The 17,334-nt window shown below is 61.9% G+C and carries 13 protein-coding genes; 11 read left to right on the top strand and 2 right to left on the bottom strand.

Translation table 11 applies throughout. The annotated features are described in order from the left end of the window. Nucleotides 1-95 precede the first annotated feature (95 nt). From SR882_RS00435 to SR882_RS00415, 5 genes are all read left to right on the top strand, one after another. Entirely contained in the window at nucleotides 96-1,079 is a 984-nt protein-coding gene (locus SR882_RS00435; RefSeq protein ID WP_322521394.1) for an aldo/keto reductase, read from the top strand. 167 nt (nucleotides 1,080-1,246) lie between these two features. Next, nucleotides 1,247-2,242 carry an MBL fold metallo-hydrolase gene (locus SR882_RS00430; RefSeq protein ID WP_322521393.1) on the top strand — a complete coding sequence of 332 codons (996 nt, stop codon included), beginning with the start codon at nucleotides 1,247-1,249 and terminating at the stop codon, nucleotides 2,240-2,242. 130 nt (nucleotides 2,243-2,372) lie between these two features. Next, the gene (locus SR882_RS00425) at nucleotides 2,373-2,870 is read left to right on the top strand and encodes a hypothetical protein (protein WP_322521392.1); all 498 of its coding nucleotides are present in this window, start codon (nucleotides 2,373-2,375) and stop codon (nucleotides 2,868-2,870) included. A 6-nt stretch (nucleotides 2,871-2,876) separates the two neighbouring features. Further along, nucleotides 2,877-3,218: a TraR/DksA family transcriptional regulator gene (locus tag SR882_RS00420; RefSeq protein ID WP_322521391.1), complete on the top strand. Its 342-nt coding sequence runs from the start codon at nucleotides 2,877-2,879 to the stop codon at nucleotides 3,216-3,218. A 21-nt stretch (nucleotides 3,219-3,239) separates the two neighbouring features. Then, nucleotides 3,240-3,782: a hypothetical protein gene (locus SR882_RS00415; protein WP_322521390.1), complete on the top strand. Its 543-nt coding sequence runs from the start codon at nucleotides 3,240-3,242 to the stop codon at nucleotides 3,780-3,782. A gap of 286 nt (nucleotides 3,783-4,068) precedes the next feature. Here the strand turns inward: SR882_RS00415 and uvrA are convergent, their stop codons facing one another. Then, the gene (gene uvrA / locus SR882_RS00410) at nucleotides 4,069-6,900 is read right to left on the bottom strand and encodes an excinuclease ABC subunit UvrA (protein ID WP_322521389.1); all 2,832 of its coding nucleotides are present in this window, start codon (nucleotides 6,898-6,900) and stop codon (nucleotides 4,069-4,071) included. 174 nt (nucleotides 6,901-7,074) lie between these two features. On the opposite strand from uvrA, the gene ssb reads away from it, so the two are divergent. The 4 genes from ssb (at nucleotide 7,075) to SR882_RS00390 (ending at nucleotide 12,696) form a co-directional block, all read left to right on the top strand. After that, the gene (gene ssb / locus SR882_RS00405) at nucleotides 7,075-7,572 is read left to right on the top strand and encodes a single-stranded DNA-binding protein (protein ID WP_322521388.1); all 498 of its coding nucleotides are present in this window, start codon (nucleotides 7,075-7,077) and stop codon (nucleotides 7,570-7,572) included. An 885-nt stretch (nucleotides 7,573-8,457) separates the two neighbouring features. Beyond that, a complete protein-coding gene (locus SR882_RS00400) occupies nucleotides 8,458-9,528 on the top strand; it encodes a DNA cytosine methyltransferase (protein WP_322521387.1) in 1,071 nt (356 codons plus the stop codon). Nucleotides 9,529-9,548: 20 nt separating this feature from the next. Beyond that, nucleotides 9,549-11,477, top strand: coding sequence for an ATP-binding protein (locus SR882_RS00395; RefSeq protein WP_322521386.1), 1,929 nt, complete (start codon nucleotides 9,549-9,551; stop codon nucleotides 11,475-11,477). Next, nucleotides 11,470-12,696 (top strand): PP_RS20740 family protein, encoded by a 1,227-nt coding sequence (locus SR882_RS00390; protein ID WP_322521385.1) that lies wholly within the window; start codon nucleotides 11,470-11,472, stop codon nucleotides 12,694-12,696. Before SR882_RS00395 ends, SR882_RS00390 begins: the two co-directional genes overlap by 8 nt. Nucleotides 12,697-13,028: 332 nt before the next feature. Here the strand turns inward: SR882_RS00390 and SR882_RS00385 are convergent, their stop codons facing one another. Further along, nucleotides 13,029-14,456, bottom strand: coding sequence for an MBL fold metallo-hydrolase (locus SR882_RS00385; protein ID WP_322521384.1), 1,428 nt, complete (start codon nucleotides 14,454-14,456; stop codon nucleotides 13,029-13,031). Between the two features lie 312 nt (nucleotides 14,457-14,768). Between SR882_RS00385 and doeB2 the strand changes: the two genes are divergently transcribed. Then, nucleotides 14,769-15,938 carry a N(2)-acetyl-L-2,4-diaminobutanoate deacetylase DoeB2 gene (doeB2, locus tag SR882_RS00380; RefSeq protein WP_322521383.1) on the top strand — a complete coding sequence of 390 codons (1,170 nt, stop codon included), beginning with the start codon at nucleotides 14,769-14,771 and terminating at the stop codon, nucleotides 15,936-15,938. A 118-nt stretch (nucleotides 15,939-16,056) separates the two neighbouring features. Next, nucleotides 16,057-17,331, top strand: coding sequence for an aspartate aminotransferase family protein (locus SR882_RS00375; RefSeq protein WP_322521382.1), 1,275 nt, complete (start codon nucleotides 16,057-16,059; stop codon nucleotides 17,329-17,331). The last annotated feature ends 3 nt before the right edge of the window (nucleotides 17,332-17,334 follow it).

Genomic DNA, 17,334 nt, shown 5'->3' with positions numbered 1-17,334 from the left:
CGGCGTTGGGCCGTGGGTTGAAAGGCGCCAACTTTACCCGCTTGGCGCGACAAAGTTGACCCATACCGTTCACGATTCGAGAGTCACGTCTGTTTATGTCGGGAAAACGACTTACCCTGCCGCGCCCGCGCATCGGCCTGGGGCTGGCCGCCCTGGGCCGGCCCGGCTACATCAACCTTGGCCACGGCGAGGACATGCCCGACGGGCGCGATGTCGAGGCGATGCGCGCGCATTGTCACGCCATGCTCGATACCGCCTGGCAACGCGGGATTCGCTACGTGGATGCCGCGCGTTCCTACGGCCGGGCCGAGGCGTTCCTCGGCGACTGGCTTGCCGAGCGAGCGGATGAGCAGCGCCCGGCGGTCGGCTCCAAGTGGGGCTATACCTACACCGCCGGCTGGCGGGTCGATGCCGACGTCCACGAGGTCAAGGAGCACAGCCGCGCGGTGCTCGATCGCCAGTGGGGCGAGACCCTCGAGGCGCTCGGGTTCCCTCCCGTGCTCTACCAGATCCACTCGGCCACCCTCGATTCCGGCGTGCTCGACAACGCCGCCGTCCTCGAGCGCCTGGGCGAATTGCGCGACCAAGGCGTGGCCATCGGCCTGACCACCAGCGGCCCCGCGCAGGCGGAAACCCTGGCCCGGGCAATGGAGGTCGAGATCGAGGGCCGTCCGTTGTTCGACGCCGTACAGGCGACCGCCAACCTGTTCGAGCCGTCGGTGCTGGGCCAGCTCGAAAAGGCCTCCGAGGCCGGCATGGCCGTGATCATCAAGGAGGCGGTGGCCAACGGTCGATTGACCGCACGCAACGACCGGCCCAAGGATGCGCCGGCCCTGCAAACCCTGGACGCCGTGGCCGGTCGCCACGGGGTGGGTCGCGATGCGCTGGCAATCGGCTGGCTGCTGGACCACCCTTTCGTGGACATGGTGCTGTCAGGGGCCGGCAACGCCGAGCAACTGGGATCCAACCTGCGGGCGCTGGACATCACCCTCGCCCCGCCCGATCGCGAGGCGCTGGCCGCACTCGCCGAGCGTCCCGAGTCGTACTGGAGCACGCGTGGCGGGCTGGACTGGAACTAGCCGTATCAACTAGTTAATTAAATACTGATTAGCGTATGTTCTTTGGAATCGAAAACCTGAATAGTTTGCGGGGTTGTTTTCCCGCCCGAACGGCGAGATGGTTAGCCCGCTAATAAATAAACCCAAAATGCTTATGGGTTCTCCGCCCAAGCGAGGAGTGGACTCGTATGTTGACCGACTGGATGAGAGACACGCGCAACCTGGCCGGCAGCGCGCTGCTGGCAATGGCGACCACCGGCCTGGTTGCCGGCCCCGCCGCCGCGCAGGATGACAACCCGCCCGACAAGGCGCCGGATTCGATGCTCTACGACATGCCGCAGCAGGTTGCCGATGACGTCTGGTCGGCGATCGGCGCGACCCAGCCCTACACCTACGAGAACTCGCTGCACAACAACAACCTCTCGTTCGTGATCGGCGAGGACGCGGTGCTGGTGATGAACGCCGGCGCCTCCTACCAGCTGGCCGAGGCCCTGCACGAACAGATCAAGCAGCGCACCGACGTGCCGGTCAAGTACGTGGTCAACGAGAACGGCCAGCTGCACGCGGCCATGGCCTCCGGCTACTGGATCGACCAAGGCGCCGAGGTGATTGGCCACGTCGATGCCGCCGAGTACTACGACGGCCACGCGGCCGCCTACGTCGCTCAGCTCAAGGACATCGCCGAGGAAAAGGCCGAGGGCACCGAGTACGTGCCGATGAGCCGCACCTTCGAGGACCGCATCGAGCTCGACCTGGGCGGCATGACCGCCGAGGTGGTCTACTTTGGCGAGGCCCACTCCCCGGGCGACATCTCGGTGGTCATCCCCGAACGTGACGTGCTGATCGCCGGCGACATGGCCTTCAATATCCGCATGCTGCCGATCTTCGAGTACACCGATACCGCCGCGTGGCTGGAGACCTGGCCGAAATTTGCCGAAGTCGCCGAAGGCAAGACCATCATCCCGGGCCACGGCACGCCGACCGACCTGGAAACCGTCGAGCACTACACCAAGGACTATCTCGTGTTCCTGCGCACCGAGATCGGACGGATCATCGACGAGGGCGGCAGCCTGCAGGATGCCTACGAGCTCGACCAGAGCCAGTTCTCGCACTGGCATACCTTCGACGAACTCGCCGGCCAGAACGCCGGGCGCGTCTTCCAGAAGATGGAATTCGAATTCTGACCGACCGAGCAGCGGTTGGACCCACAAGCCGCCCCGGGGCACCCCGCGGGCGGTTTTCTTTTGCGTGGCACCTTGGAACCGATGCGTCGATCGGCTTTACTGGTTGGACGTCCACAAGGAGGGAGCGGCCATGCGCCGATTGATGCTGGGTCTGATGTTCATGCTGTTGCCGGGACTGACGGTCGCCAATGAGGTGCCGCGACCCGACGACGCCCACGCCCTGCAGGGGATCGAGGAGGCACGCATCCTGTGGGATGTCACCCTGTCCGATCCGGACAAGCTGCTCGCCCGACTTGGCGTGATCGAGCAGACCTACCGGGATCTCGAACGTCAGGGCGTAACGCCGCGCATGGTGTTCGGCTTTCGTGGCGGCTCGGTCCGGCTGCTGACGCGCGATGCGTCCAACCGTGATATCGACAATGCCCAGGTCATCCTGCAGATCCAGTCGAAGCTGGCGGAGTTGCACGCCCTGGATGGCATCGATCGCATGGAGGTCTGTTCGATTGCCAGCCGGCGCGCCGGCATTACCCAGTCCGATCTGATCGAGCCGCTGGTCGAGGTGGGCAATACCTTCGTCACCGCCGCGGCCTATGCCCAGCGCGGTTACGCCAAGATCAAGATCGATTGACGCCCGATGGATGAGCCCGAACGCCAAGCGCTCCACGACCAGCTGGTCGAACGCCGTGAGGCGCTGCGACAGCTGTTGAGCGGCCGCGACGAGTCCACCGAGCGGGTGGAAATCGACAACTCGTGCCAGAGTCTGTTGTCGCGAGTGGAGGCGCAGCAGGGTCGAGAAATGGCCCGGGCCATCCGCGCCCGTTGGGAGCGCGAACTTGCCCGCATCGAAGGCGCTTTGCGGCGCATGGAAAACGACGAGTACGGCGACTGCTTCGTCTGCGGGGAACCCATTCCCTTGGCGCGACTCCAAAACGACCCCAGCGTGACGCGCTGTGTCGAATGTGCCGAGAGCGAATAACAACCCATCAGGAGAGATCCTATGAATCGCATGAACACCCTACTGGCTGGCGCCATTGCCGTGACCCTGTCCCAGCCCGCGCTGGCTGAGACTGCACCGGAAGGGCTGTACTCCATGGATGCCCTGATCGGGGCCGACGTGTTCCTGGCCACCGATCGCAACCGCGAGGTGGGCGAGGTCGAGGATGTGCTGGTCGCCGAGAACATGAAAGTCCACGGGCTGGTGATCGAACTCGACGACGACATCAATGGCGTGAGTGATGACGATTACCGCTTCGTCGAGGTGCAGCAGTTCTCCGTGGCGACCCGCTCCGGCGACCAGCTCGACCGGGTCTCCTACGCGGTGTTCCTCAACGACGACCTCGACCAGGTGCGCGAGTACCCGCGCGTCGACAATGACTGGTGGGCCCAGACCAAGGAAGCCGCCGCCGACATCTGGTCCAGCACCAAGTCCGGGGCCTCCAGCGCCTGGCAGGCGACCAAGGACACCACCTCCAACGTCATCGACAAGACCAAGGAGAAGACCCGCGACGTGCTCGAGAGCCTGCAGCGCACGCTCGAGTAACCCCCACGCTGGAGTCGTCACTGTGGGAGCGGGCCCCGCCCGCGAAACGCGCCGAGGGCGCGTGTCCCCGTGTGAATGATCCCACCCGAGTTGATTTGTGGGCATCCCGTTTGCCGGGACAGCCGCTGAAGCGGCTTTCGCGGGCAGGGCCCGCTCCCACAATGGGGAGGCGTCTGGTTCTAGTCTTGCCGTAGGTCGGGCTTCAGCCCGACAACCCGACACCGATTGGGTGCCGCGACCTGGCCTGCCGACGTCGGGCTGAAGCCCGACCTACGATGGTGGCCGGTTACGCCTTGGCCGGTGCCAGCATCCGCTTGAGGTAGTAGCCGGTGTACGAGCCTTCCACCTCGGCGACCTGCTCGGGTGTGCCCGAGGCGATGATGCGCCCGCCGCCGGAGCCGCCCTCGGGGCCGAGGTCGACGATCCAGTCGGCGGTCTTGATCACGTCGAGGTTGTGCTCGATCACGATCACGGTATTGCCGTGCTCGCGCAGGCGGTAGAGCACCTTGAGCAGCTGGGCGACGTCCTCGAAGTGCAGGCCGGTGGTCGGCTCGTCGAGGATGTAGAGCGTGTGACCGGTGTCGCGCTTGGCCAGTTCGCGCGAGAGCTTGACCCGCTGGGCCTCGCCACCGGAGAGCGTGGTGGCGTTCTGCCCCAGCTTCACGTAACCCAGCCCCACGTCCATCAGGGTGGTCAGCTTGCGGTGCAGGCTGGGCACGGCCTCGAAGAACGTGCCCGCCTCCTCGATGGTCATCTCGAGCACGTCGGTGATGGTCTTGCCCTTGTAGCGGATGTCGAGGGTCTCGCGGTTGTAGCGCGCCCCGCCGCAGATGTCACAGGGCACGTACACGTCGGGCAGGAAATGCATCTCCACCTTGATCACGCCGTCGCCCTGGCAGGCCTCGCAGCGCCCGCCCTTGACGTTGAACGAGAACCGACCCGGCGTGTAGCCGCGCGAGCGGGCTTCCTGCGTGCCGGCAAACAGCTCGCGGATGGTGGTGAACAGGCCCGTATAGGTCGCCGGGTTCGAGCGCGGCGTGCGCCCGATCGGCGACTGGTCGATGTCGATCACCTTGTCGAGCTGCTCGATGCCGTGGATGTTCTTGTACGGCGCGGCGGTCGCGCTGGCGCGATTGAGCTGGTGGGCGCAGATCTTGTACAGCGTGTCGTTGATCAGCGTCGACTTGCCCGAGCCGGACACGCCGGTGATGCAGGTGAACAGCCCCAGCGGGATGTGTAGCGGATCGCCCTGGAGGTTGTGCCCGGTCGCACCCTCGAGCGTCAGCATCTGCTCGGCATCGGCACGATTGCGCTCGGGCACCGCGATCTCACGCTTGCCCGAAAGGTACTGCCCGGTGAGTGAATCCTTGGTCGCCTCGATCTGCTTTGGCGTGCCCTGGGCGACGATCTGGCCGCCGTGGGCGCCGGCACCCGGGCCGATGTCGAGGACGAAGTCGGCGGCACGGATGGCGTCCTCGTCATGCTCGACCACGATCACCGTGTTGCCGAGATCGCGCAGGTGGGTGAGCGTGCCCAGCAGGCGATCGTTGTCGCGCTGGTGCAGGCCGATCGACGGCTCGTCGAGGATGTAGGACACGCCCACCAGCCCCGAGCCGATCTGGCTCGCCAGCCGGATGCGCTGCGCCTCGCCGCCGGAGAGCGTCTCGGCACTGCGGTCGAGCGAGAGGTAGTTCAGCCCCACGTCGTTGAGGAATTTCAGCCGCGAGCGGATCTCGCGCACGATCGGCGTGGCGATCTCGCCGCGCGCGCCCTCGAGCGCCAGCTCGTCGAAGAAGCCCGCCGAGTAACCGATCGACCAGCGGGTCACCGTCGGCAGGTTGTAACCGTCGATGAACACGTGCCGGGCGGCGCGATTGAGGCGGGTGCCGTGACAGCTCGGGCAAGCCTGTTCGGAGATGTAGCGCGCCAACTCCTCGCGCACCGCCTGCGATTCGGTCTCGCGGTAGCGGCGCGACATGTTGGGCAGCACGCCCTCCCAGGGATGCGTGCGTTCGCGGGTACGCCCCCGCGGCGCGATATAGGTGAAGGCGATCTTCTCCTTGCCCGAGCCGTGCAGGATGATCTCGCGCAGGTCCTCCGGCAGCTCCTGCCACGGCGTCTCCAGGTCGAAGTCGTAATGACGCGCCAGCGAGGAGAGCAGTGCGTGGTAGTAGGCATTACGCCGGTCCCAGCCGCGTACGGCGCCGGCGGCCAGCGACAACTCGGGGTTGATGATCACCTTCTGCGGGTCGAAGAACTGCTTCACGCCCAGTCCGTCGCAGCTCGGGCAGGCGCCGACCGGGTTGTTGAAGGAGAACAGCCGCGGCTCGAGCTCGCCGAGCGAGTAGCCACACTTGGGGCACGCGTGTCGTGACGAGAAGACGTGCTCCTCGTCGGAGTCCATCGACACCACCATCGCCTGGCCGTCCGCCAGTCGTAGCGCGGTCTCGAAGGACTCGGCCAGCCGCAGTTGCAGGTCGTCGCGCACCTTGAAGCGGTCAACCACTACCTCGATGGTGTTCTTGGTCTTGGGATCGAGCGTCGGGACCTCGTCGATCTCGTAGACCTCACCGTTAAGGCGCACCCGCAAAAAGCCCTGCGCCTGCCATTCGGCGAACAGCTTGTGGTGCTCGCCCTTGCGGTTCTCGATCACCGGGGCGAGCAGCAGCCACTTCGAGCCCTCGGGCAGGTCCATGACGTGGTCGACCATCTGCGAGACCGTCTGCGCGGCCAGGTCGATGTCGTGCTCCGGGCAGCGCGGCAGGCCGGCGCGGGCGTACAACAGGCGCAGGTAGTCGTAGATCTCGGTGACCGTGCCCACCGTCGAGCGCGGGTTGTGCGAGGTGGTCTTCTGCTCGATCGAGATCGCTGGCGACAGCCCCTCGATGGTGTCGACGTCGGGCTTGTCCATCATCGACAGGAACTGGCGCGCGTAGGCCGACAGCGACTCGACGTAACGGCGCTGGCCCTCGGCGAAGATCGTGTCGAAGGCGAGCGACGACTTGCCCGAGCCCGACAGGCCGGTGAAGACGATCAGCTTCTCGCGCGGGAGATCGACATCGATGTTCTTGAGGTTGTGCGTACGTGCGCCGCGAATGCGGATGAACGGATCGGCCATGGTGCAGGGAATTCGCTCGTTTGAGTGTGCCCGCCGCCGGTTGGCGCGGAACCGGGTAGTGTAGCCGAATGCACGACGATCTCGTTGCCGAGATATGAATGCTTTATAGTGGTGGTTTGCGCTTGCAGGGGCCGGTGACGCCACCGGTCGGCAGGAACCACAAGGAGTTTGAATATGGCTAGCCGCGGTGTGAACAAGGCAATCATCATCGGCAACCTCGGGGTCGACCCGGACGTGCGCTACCTGCCGTCCGGCGGCCAGGTCACCAACATCCGCGTGGCCACCTCCGAGCAATGGCGCGACAAGAACACCGGTGAGAACCGCGAGAACACCGAGTGGCACCGCATCGTCTTCTTCGGCAAGCTCGCCGAGATCGCCGGCGAGTACCTGAAGAAGGGCAGCCAGGTCTACATCGAAGGCCGCCTGCAGACCCGCAAGTGGCAGGGCCAGGACGGCCAGGACCGCTACACCACCGAGATCGTCGCCAACGAGATGCAGATGCTCGGTGGCCGTCCGGGTGGCGGTGGCGGCCAGGGCGGCGGCTACGGCGGTGGCCAGGCCAGCCAAGGTGGCCAGTCCGACTACGGCGCGCCGCCCCCGCCGCCGAGCCAGGACCAGCGCCCGGCCAAGTCCATCGACGACGGCTTCGGCGAGGACGACATTCCGTTCTGAGGAATACCGGCCTCAACCAAACCTGATAGACCCCGTCCCCCGACGGGGTTTTGTTTTTGGTGGCGACCTTTTCCTGGCTTGTTGCCCTGTTTTCGCGCGCCTGAAGGGTGTCGTTGGTCTCGACGGGCTTTCGAGGCTGCGCGCGAGTCCTTTTTTTGCTTCTCCAAGAAAAGGGGCGAAAAGAAGGACACCTCGGCGCCTTGGCCCTGCGGGCTTCCCTTACGGTTGGTGGGTCGCCGTCGGGTGCAGTTCGATATCCTTGCCCGCCAGTCCCGGCAACTTACCAGCTGGAAGGCACGGCGCAAGGTGTGGGTGGTGAATGCGCAAATGCAATCTCCACTGTTGGCTCTGGTTTCGTTGTTTCAGGCTGGCGGGAGGCTTTCAACTTGCCCGTCTCACTGAACTTGGGTCCGGGCGATTGCGAGGAAAATGGATAAGCCCGAGGGGGAATGGGGCCGCTTTGTCACTTGGTTGATGCAAAACAAATTCAAAGAGTTAGATTCAGATTCCTTCCTCCACACGTTTTTGCGCGGACCCTCAAAGAGTTCACGGGGTAAGCCCACACGCATGTCGGCCAATGTCGCCAATGGCTCTTCAGACAGAAGCATCGCGTTTCATGTTCCATGAGAAATGATTTGAAAAATATGGCCGATTGGATGGGGGCTTCTGTGATCTATTAAATTGATATTCATTGGCTAAGGCGTGCGCCGCCGACCGACAAGCGAGCAGTGAGCGTCATCCGCGTTGGGCGCCGAGGCCTTGACCGAAGTTATAGGTGTCTGTAGCTTACCTTTGGGTGTTTGTGCATGCGCTTTTGGCGGTTAGTCCCAATGAGTGTTGGAGCAAGCAACGGCCCGCTAACGAGGAATCCAACGAATGCCGAGTGTGGCCAAGAATGCAGAAATTTCCGTAGTAAGCCTCTATTCTGGCGCTGGTGGGTTGGATCTTGGGTTCTCTCGCTGTGGTCTCGAAACAGCCGTGGCGTTTGAGCGTGGCAGCGCCGAACTCAAAACCTATCGTTCAAACTTTCCCGGCACATATGCTTACCAAATTGATCTGGGAGAAGCCTCTCCTGCGGTTGTTGCTGAATTGGTAGAGCGGCATGTGTCGCCGGGTTCTAATCTCGTGGTGATTGGCGGTCCCCCGTGCCAATCCTTTAGTGTAAGCAACGTATCTCCCAAGATCGATGAAAAGCGAGCTTCCCTTGTAGATAGTTACGCCGCGATAATCGAAGCGCTTCTATGTCGTTTTCGTGTTTTAGGTTTTGTGTTTGAAAATGTTCCAGGGCTTCGGGAGGTGCGGAAACATCGATATCGCTATGCGCGCCTTAAATGGCGGCTCTACCGTGCGGGATTTTCTCAACACGAAAAAATTCATCAAGCTCTCGATTATGGGGTGCCCCAAAATCGAAGACGACTAATGCTTCTGGGGTTCCATAAAAAATTTGCCCCCGGAGCGGTTCGGCGTTACTTGGTGCCCGCGCCAACCGTTTCCCGGCCCTCCCTCGTTCGTGATGCTATCGCCAATCTGCCAGAGCCTACGTTTTTTCGCAGAAACCTCTCCGCTTCGGACATCCCTTTTCATCCCAACCATTGGACCATGGTTCCAAGGTCTCAAAAATTCGCAACTAATCATGGCCCTAACCTAAAGCGCCGATCCTTCAAGCAGCTTTCCTGGGACTTGCCAAGCCCGGCTGTCGCCTATGGAAACCGAGAGATCCATGTCCATCCTGATGGTCATAGGCGCCTGAGTATTTATGAGGCGATGAGATTGCAAGGTTTCCCGTTAGACTTTGTCGTTAAGGGTAATTTTTCCGAGCAAGTTACCCAGGTTTCTAATGCTGTGCCGATTCCCTTGGCGGCCTCGGTTGCAAATTCTTTTTACGCAGCGGTGCGTGAGCCGCTTACTGGGAGCTCCCGTTATCCGATTTGCGAATTGTCAGCTGTCGGAGCGTGACATCCTGAGAGGAAAGTAAAGTGGATCCCGATATTCTAATTTCAGAAATACAGAATAGTCGTGATAGCGGCACGCCGGCTCGTGCGGAATTGAGGACATCAGACAGGGTTCTTGCGCGGGTGACGGATGGGATATACCGAGAGCCGTCATCCGCGCTTCGGGAGCTCATATCAAATGCTTACGACGCGGATGCCACTCGGGTAACCATAGACATGGACCCCCCGCGATTTGATGAGATAAGGGTTCGAGACAATGGGAATGGGATGAGCAGGGAGGCTCTTGCGAATCTTATTCAGCAAATTGGCGGTAGTGCGAAGCGCACATCTAAAGGCCAAACCCTTAACGTTACGTCCGGACAGAATCCTCTTCTCTCCCCAAGGGGGAGACGATTAATTGGAAAAATCGGGATCGGGCTTTTCTCGGTTGCGCAGCTTACCCGGCATTTTAAAATACTCACAAAGCGAAAAGGTGAAAACTATAGCTTGATCGCCGACGTTGTGCTCCACACATACTCAGATGAAGAAATTGAGCACACCATCAATGATGGCGCAGATGTAAAAACTGGAGAAGTCCACATATGGGAAGAGGCTCACCCAAGTCTCGACGCACATGGCACGGAGCTAATCCTAATGGACCTGCGAAATCAAGCCAAAGAGGTGCTTCAAAGTAGGGGTATGTGGCAAACCCTACTTGAGGAGGCTCCTCAGGATAAGGCTACGCCACTTGGTTCAAGCCTTACTCACCCGACCTATCACATCGGCGCGGTTGACTTGGGGGCGAAGGGCCCTGACTACATTTCCGATAGTGCGTCCTTGCCTTGGGGTGAAGAAGATTCGCCTTTGACTCGCATGCACCGTCTCCACGAGGCAGTTGTCAGTGAAGGAGTCAAAAGAAACCGCACCAACCTAGACCAGGTTCTCGACAGTTATTTGCGAACGATTTGGAATCTTTCGCTGGCTGTGCCTATTAAATATATAGAAAAACATCCTTTCGATCTCACGCGAAAAGACGGGATACGTGCTTTCCGACTTTTTAATGAGAACGGAAAACAGCCGTCCGAGATAGCTTGGGAAAATGACGACTGTTTGTCAGAACAGGATCAGGGTGTTCCACCAGGGATGGAAAGCCCGAATGACTTCGACGTGTTCGTTGACGGGATCGAACTTAGGCGACCGATATCCTTCACTTCCGAAACAAAGAGTGGCAGTACTTTTCAGACGCCGTTATTGTTTATTGGTGAATACTCTCCAGACTTATCAAATATTCCCTCGACGCAGAATGGGGGTCCGCTGAAGTTTAGGGCGTATTTGCATTGGCGTCCCAAGATCATGCCTAAGGAGCACCAGGGGGTGCTTGTTCGAATCTTTGGTGCAAGCGGAACTCTTTTTGATACTACCTTTATGCAATATAAGGTGGCAGAGCTGACTAGGCTCAGACAAACGACAGCGGAGATTTTTGTCGATGAGGGTATGGAAAGCGCCCTTAACATTGACAGAGAGTCGTTTAATCACTCCCACCCGCATTACCAGATCATTAGCCGCTGGCTCCATCGAGCGCTTAGAAACCTTGCAACGAAACACAAACAACTTTCGTCCGAGGCGCGATTAGCGAGGCGGAAGGAGGAAGCCGCCTCGAGCCTGCGCGCACTCGAAAAGCACGTTAAACAAGTATGGGATGGTCGTTTTGTAGGCTTGGATGAGGCGGAAGATGCGCGGCCCGACATTAAGATACTGGCTACCGAAAAGGAGGCTGAAGATGCAAGATCATCGTATGATGGACTTGCTTTTTCAGCTAGTGCTTTAGGTCTGACAGGAAAGTCCGAAGAAGACAAGAGAAGGGCTGAAGCGGTTGCAAGTATTCTTATGGCATATGGTGTAATCGACTCACTGCCCCTGGAAGAGCAACAGGGACTGATTCAGAACCTGTTAAAGGTGTTCAACGATGCGTAACGGGGCTAATCGATCGAGCCAGAGCCCGCAAGACGACGACCTTCTTAAGGGGCTCTTCGAGCCTGTAAAGCATACCTCAAGGGATCGGAAGCGGTTTCAGCCATGGCATTTGCCCAGAAAACAATATGTCCGGAAGCTTCAATGGGATCGCCGCGTCGGTGACCTGCTCAATAAGGTAAAACCCTTAGTCGAGAAAACGAAACAGATAAATTATCTTGGCCTTGCCGAACGAGATTTGCTTGATCTTAGAGTCATTTCCGATCGGTGTTTAAGAGACGGAGTTTCTATACGTTTTTTGGGGTTTGACTCCAGCGCAGTCCCGAATTCCCCAGCACGGGACGCTTTGGACGAAACCATGCATCGGTTAATAACTGAGCAAAGGTTGGATGCATCGTCAACCGTAGAACACAATAGAATTGAGCAAATCGCTAACCCTCGTTCAGTGGCCCATAGGCGGTTGCGTGAATATGGGCCCTTTGATGTGGTTAATATCGATTTGTGTGACTCAATAGGAACTCATTCGCCAGGATCAGAGGAAAGTTATTACAACGCTATTCTTGCCATATTGGATATGCAGCAAACAAGGCGCGAGCCGTGGCTTCTGTTCATTACAACACGAGCCGATCTTCAAGCTGTTGATAAGGACGCGTTGGGCACCTTCTGGGGGAAATTGTTGGAAAACGTTAAACATGATCAGATTTTTGCGAAAGAGTTTTCGGAAGGTATCGGTGTGTGCCGTGGCGAGCTTTTTTCTCAGCTACAGGATGCGCACGACGTTGCGGATGACCTATTCCCAAAGGCTTACGCGGCCGCCTTTTCAAAGTGGCTAATGCACTTCAGTGCCGCAGAGTTGCATGTGCCGCTGAAAGTCAGAACAAAAGATGCTTATGCCTACAGTGTTCGAGGAAATGGAAGCTTAGATCTTTTTTCGATTTCTTACCTCATGACCCCGGCCCCAAAGGGTTTGCACGACAGTTCCGGGTTGGCAACGAATGTGTCGTCAGGTCAAAGTGACTCGGGGGGGATTGACGAGCAGGACCTCGCTCGCGCGATCGCTGAGGTGGTGGTTAGGCCTTGTGATGTTGAGAAAGAGTTGTCCGAAGACTCAGTTGCATACGAGAAGTCAAGCAGTCAGACCAGAGATCTTTTGGTTGAAGCTGGGTATTCAGGTGAAGAGTTTGACCGCTGGCTGGAAACGGGGGGTGCGAAAGAAGCATAATCCCCAAGGCTTGGCGGGCAATATGGGGGGGTCGTCCTGAATGCCCTCAGGGTTGCCGGGTTTTAAAGTAGCTGATGTTTAGTCGTGTTGGGGTGCGGGAAATGAGCGTGCTTGGGATGGCTCCTTCGGTTCCTCAAGGGGGGCGGACAACTTGGGCGAATTTAGTGCCAGAAGCTTTTTCCGAACCCATTAATATTTGCAAGTGAACCGGCGGCTGGGTTTTTGCTGGGCCCAAGCCGACCTAAGAAGCGCGGGGTTTGTTGGTTGTGGGCCGTGCACGAAAGGCCCCGCTCGGTCGAGCGGGGCTGTTCGTTTCGGGCCGGGCGGTGTGATCAGTCCTTGGCGACCACCGGCAGACCGGCCTCTTCCCAGGCGTCCATGCCGCCCATCAGGTTGGCGACGTTGGTGTAGCCCGCGCGCTTGAGCAGGCTGGCGGCGACGGTCGAGCGCATGCCCGAGCCGCAGACCAGCGTGATCGGTTCGTCCTTGGCCACGCCCTCGAGCCCGTTGCGGGCATCGTGGGCGGGGGTGTGACGTGCGCCCAGGGCGTGGCCGTCGTTCCATTCGCTGGTCTCGCGCACGTCCCACAGCGCGCGGCGGTCGTGATCGAGGTCGGTCTTGGCGGTCTCGGCGTCGACCAGCGGGAGGTTGTCGAATGCCTCGCCGGCCTTGAGCCAGGCATCGAAGCCGCCGTCGAGAAAGCCGACCACGTGGTCCTGCCCGACACGCACCAGCGCGCGGATGGCCTCGCTGATCAGCTCGTCGTCACCCTCATGGTCGACCAGGATCAGCGGCTGGTCCGGCGGGGCGATCCAGCCGGCCCAGGTGGAGAGGTTGTCGCCGTATTCGATGCCCAGCGACCCCTTGATGTGCGCGGCGTTGTAGGCCAGCCGGTCGCGGATGTCGATCACCACCGCCCCCTCGGCCATGCGGGCCTTGAGGTCGTCGATGTCGAAGACCTCGATCTCCTCGGCCAGCAGGTCGACCATGCCTTGGACCGGCTTGGGACCTTCCGAATTGGTGACCTTGTTGCGCGGGTAGAAATCCGGCGCCGGCGGCAAGTTGCCCAGCAGCGTGTCGATGAACTCGTCTTCGGTGAGCGACGGGTCGAGCAGCGGGTTGGCCGCGCGCTCGTAACCCAGCGTCGAGACGGTGCGCCCCGACATGCCGGCGCCGCAGGCCGATCCCGCGCCGTGCCCCGGGCGGATCTCCAGCCCGTCCGGCAGGCCGTGGAGCTTCTCGCGCACGCTGTGGAACGCCTGCTTGGCCAGCCCGCGGGTGGCCTCCTCGCCGAGCAAGTCGGGGCGGCCGAGGCTGCCGACGAACAGGAAGTCGCCGGTCAGCGCGACCGCCGGCACGTCGACCGAGCGGGCGCCGTCATAGACCAGGAAGGTGAGGTGCTCGGGGGTGTGCCCCGGTGTGTGCAGCGCCTCGATGCGGACGTTGCCCATCTGCACCGAATCGCCTTCCTGCATCGGCAGGTGGTCGAAGCCGACCTCGAACACCTCGTTGTCGTCGTAGGCCGACAGGTGCAGCTTCGCGCCGGTCACCTCGGCCAGTTCGCGCGCGCCGGAGGCGTAGTCCGCGTGGATATGGGTGTCCAGCACGTGGCGGATGACGTAGCCCTCCTGCTCGGCGAAATCGAGGTAGATGTCGATGTCGCGGCGCGGGTCGACGATCGCAAGCTCCTTGCTTTGCTGGCAGCCGACGGCGTAGCTCAGTTGCGACAGGCCGGTCTCTTCGAACGCTTCGAACAGCATGGGTACTCCCTCGGAGGTAGTGAATAAGCGTGACTTGGGAATCTATCAGAGAAACTGTTGAAGAATGGACAGTGGGATGGATTTCGAGTTTCTCAACCCCCGCCGACGCTCCCGTGGATCGATCCGTCATCGCTGGGCGTGGCCCGGACGCCACACCGGCGCGACACCGGCGCGAGCGCGCTGTTGCGCCCGTGCCGGCACCTGTGCTTAGCTCGAAGTCATCGGGTCGTTCCAGCCTCTAGGCTCAAGCGCCCGGTGTCCCGCTGAAACCACCCGCGTCCGGCCCGTGCCGGCCGCCGACAGGAGGCCACGGTGCCCTCGATCTGGACCGACATCGCCACCCAGGCCACCGACTTTCGCCGTCGCCTGCACCAGGCCCCCGAGCTGACCTGGCAGGAGCACGCCACCGCCGGCGTCATCCGCACGGAGCTCGATCATCTGGGCATCCCCTGGCGCGCCTGCGTCGGCACCGGCACGGTGGCCCACCTCGCGTCCGAGGCAACAGGCCGTCACATCGCCCTGCGTGCCGACATCGACGCCCTGCCGATCGACGAAATCAGCGGCAAGGACTGGTCTTCCGGCACGCCCGGGATCATGCACGCCTGCGGTCACGACGGGCACACCGCCACGCTGCTGGCGGTCGCCCGCTGGCTCAAGACCTGCGAGGACCAGCTGCCCGGCCCAGTCACGCTGCTGTTCCAGCCCGCCGAGGAAGGCGGCCACGGCGCGCGCGAGATGATCCGCGACGGCGCGCTCGAGGGCGTCGACTGGGTGTTCGGCTGGCACAACTGGCCGGCGATTCCCTTCGGCCAGGCCGTCTGCCCGGACGGGCCGGTGATGGGCGCCAACGGCACCTTTGAGATCCGCCTGACCGGCAGCGGCGGGCACGCCAGCCAGCCCGAGGCCTGTCGCGACCCGCTGCTTGCCGGTAGCGCCCTGGTGCAATCGATCCAGCAGATCGTCTCGCGCCGACTGGCCCCGCAGACCGCCGCGGTGGTCAGCGTCACCACCTTCGAGGCCGGCGGGGCGATCACCGCCATCCCCGATACCGCCCGCCTGGCCGGCTCGGTGCGCGTCGAACGTACCGACCAGCGCGATGCGGTGGCCCAGCACCTCGACCAGATCGCCCGCGATACCGCCGCGGCCTACGGCGTCGAGGCGCGCTTTACCTTCACGCCCCGTTATCACGCCACCGTCAACCACCCCGAGGCCGCCGCGCACTACCGGGGTGCACTGGCCCGTGTGCTGGGCGTCGACTGGCGCGATACGTCGTTGCCGGTGCCGATCATGGCGTCCGAGGATTTCAGCTACTACCTTCGGGAGGTTCCCGGCGCCTTCGCCTTGATCGGCGCCGATGACGGCGAGGGCCATCACTGGCCTTGCCACAGCCCGCGCTACGACTTCAACGACCGGTTGATCGACCCGGTGGGCCGGATCTTCTCCGACCTGGTCGGGATGTCGATGGAGTCGAGCGCGGGCTGAACGCGAATGGGCAGGGCTCTTGCAAGAGCTTGACCCGGAGACCGGCCGGGGCACTCCCCGGCACTCCCGCCGCGATGCGGCGGACTGAAACCACCCGCAATAAGGGGAGAAAGCGCCAATGCACATGCAGGTGTTCGAGCAGTGGGAATCCGAGATCCGCGCGTACTGTCGCGCCGCACCCACGGTCTTTCATTCGGCGAGCAACGCCCGCCAGACCGACGAGCAGGGCCGCAGTTACATCGATTTCTACGCGGGCGCCGGGGTGCTCAATTTCGGGCATAACGACCCGAAGATGAAGGACGCGCTGATCGACTACATCCAGAACGACGGCGTCGCCCACAGCCTCGACATGTACACCACGGCCAAGCGCGCCTTCATCACCAAGTTCGTCGAGACGATCCTCAAACCGCGCGACATGGACTACCGGCTGCAGTTCGTCGGCCCGACCGGCACCAATGCCGTCGAGGCGGCACTCAAGCTCGCCCGTCGCGTCACCGGCCGGCAGCAGGTGGTGTCCTTCCACCACGCCTTCCACGGCATGACGCTGGGCGCGCTGGCGGCGACCACCAACGCCCATTTCCGCAACGCCGCCGGCGTGCCGCTGGACAATGTCGTCCACCAGGCCTTCGGCTGCGAGACCCAGTGCCCCAACTGCACGCTGGGCTGCGGCATGCCGTCGCTCGAGCGTCTGCGTGACATCTACAGCGACCCTTCCAGCGGCTTCGCGCCGCCGGCGGCCTTCCTGGTCGAGACCATCCAGGCCGAGGGCGGGGTGCGCGTCGCCTCCGAGGAATGGCTCAAGGGCATCCAGGACCTCGCGCACGAACTGGGCGCGCTGTTCATCCTCGACGACATCCAGATGGGTTCCGGCCGCACGGGTTCGTACTTCTCCTTCGACGAGATGGACCTCGACCCGGACATCATCACCCTGGCCAAGGGCATCGGCGGCTTCGGCACGCCGATGGCGATGAACCTCAACAAGCCCGAGCACGACAAGCACTGGCTGCCGGGCGAGCACACCGGCACCTTCCGCGGCCAGGACCTGTCGTTCATCGCCGGCACCGTGGCGCTGGGCTACTTCGACGACCCGGCGTTCATGGACGAGACCCGCCGCAAGGGCGAGGTGATCAGAAAGCGCCTGGAGACCATCGCCGAGAAGTACCCGCGCTTTGCCGTGCGTGGCCGCGGCATGATGCAGGCGCTGGATTTCATCGACGGCGATCTGTCCAAGCGCATCGCCCGCGAGTGCTTCGACCGTGGCCTGCTGGCGGCGGTCTGCGGTTCGAAGGGGCAGGTGATCAAGCTGATCCCGCCGCTGACCATTCCCGATGACGACCTCGAGGAAGGGCTGAACCTCTTCGAACAGGCCGTCGATGCCCAGGTGGAGGGCTGACCC

Source organism: Guyparkeria halophila, from assembly GCF_034479635.1.
Lineage (GTDB): Bacteria > Pseudomonadota > Gammaproteobacteria > Halothiobacillales > Halothiobacillaceae > Guyparkeria > Guyparkeria halophila.
This window is presented reverse-complemented; position numbering and strand designations above follow the sequence as displayed.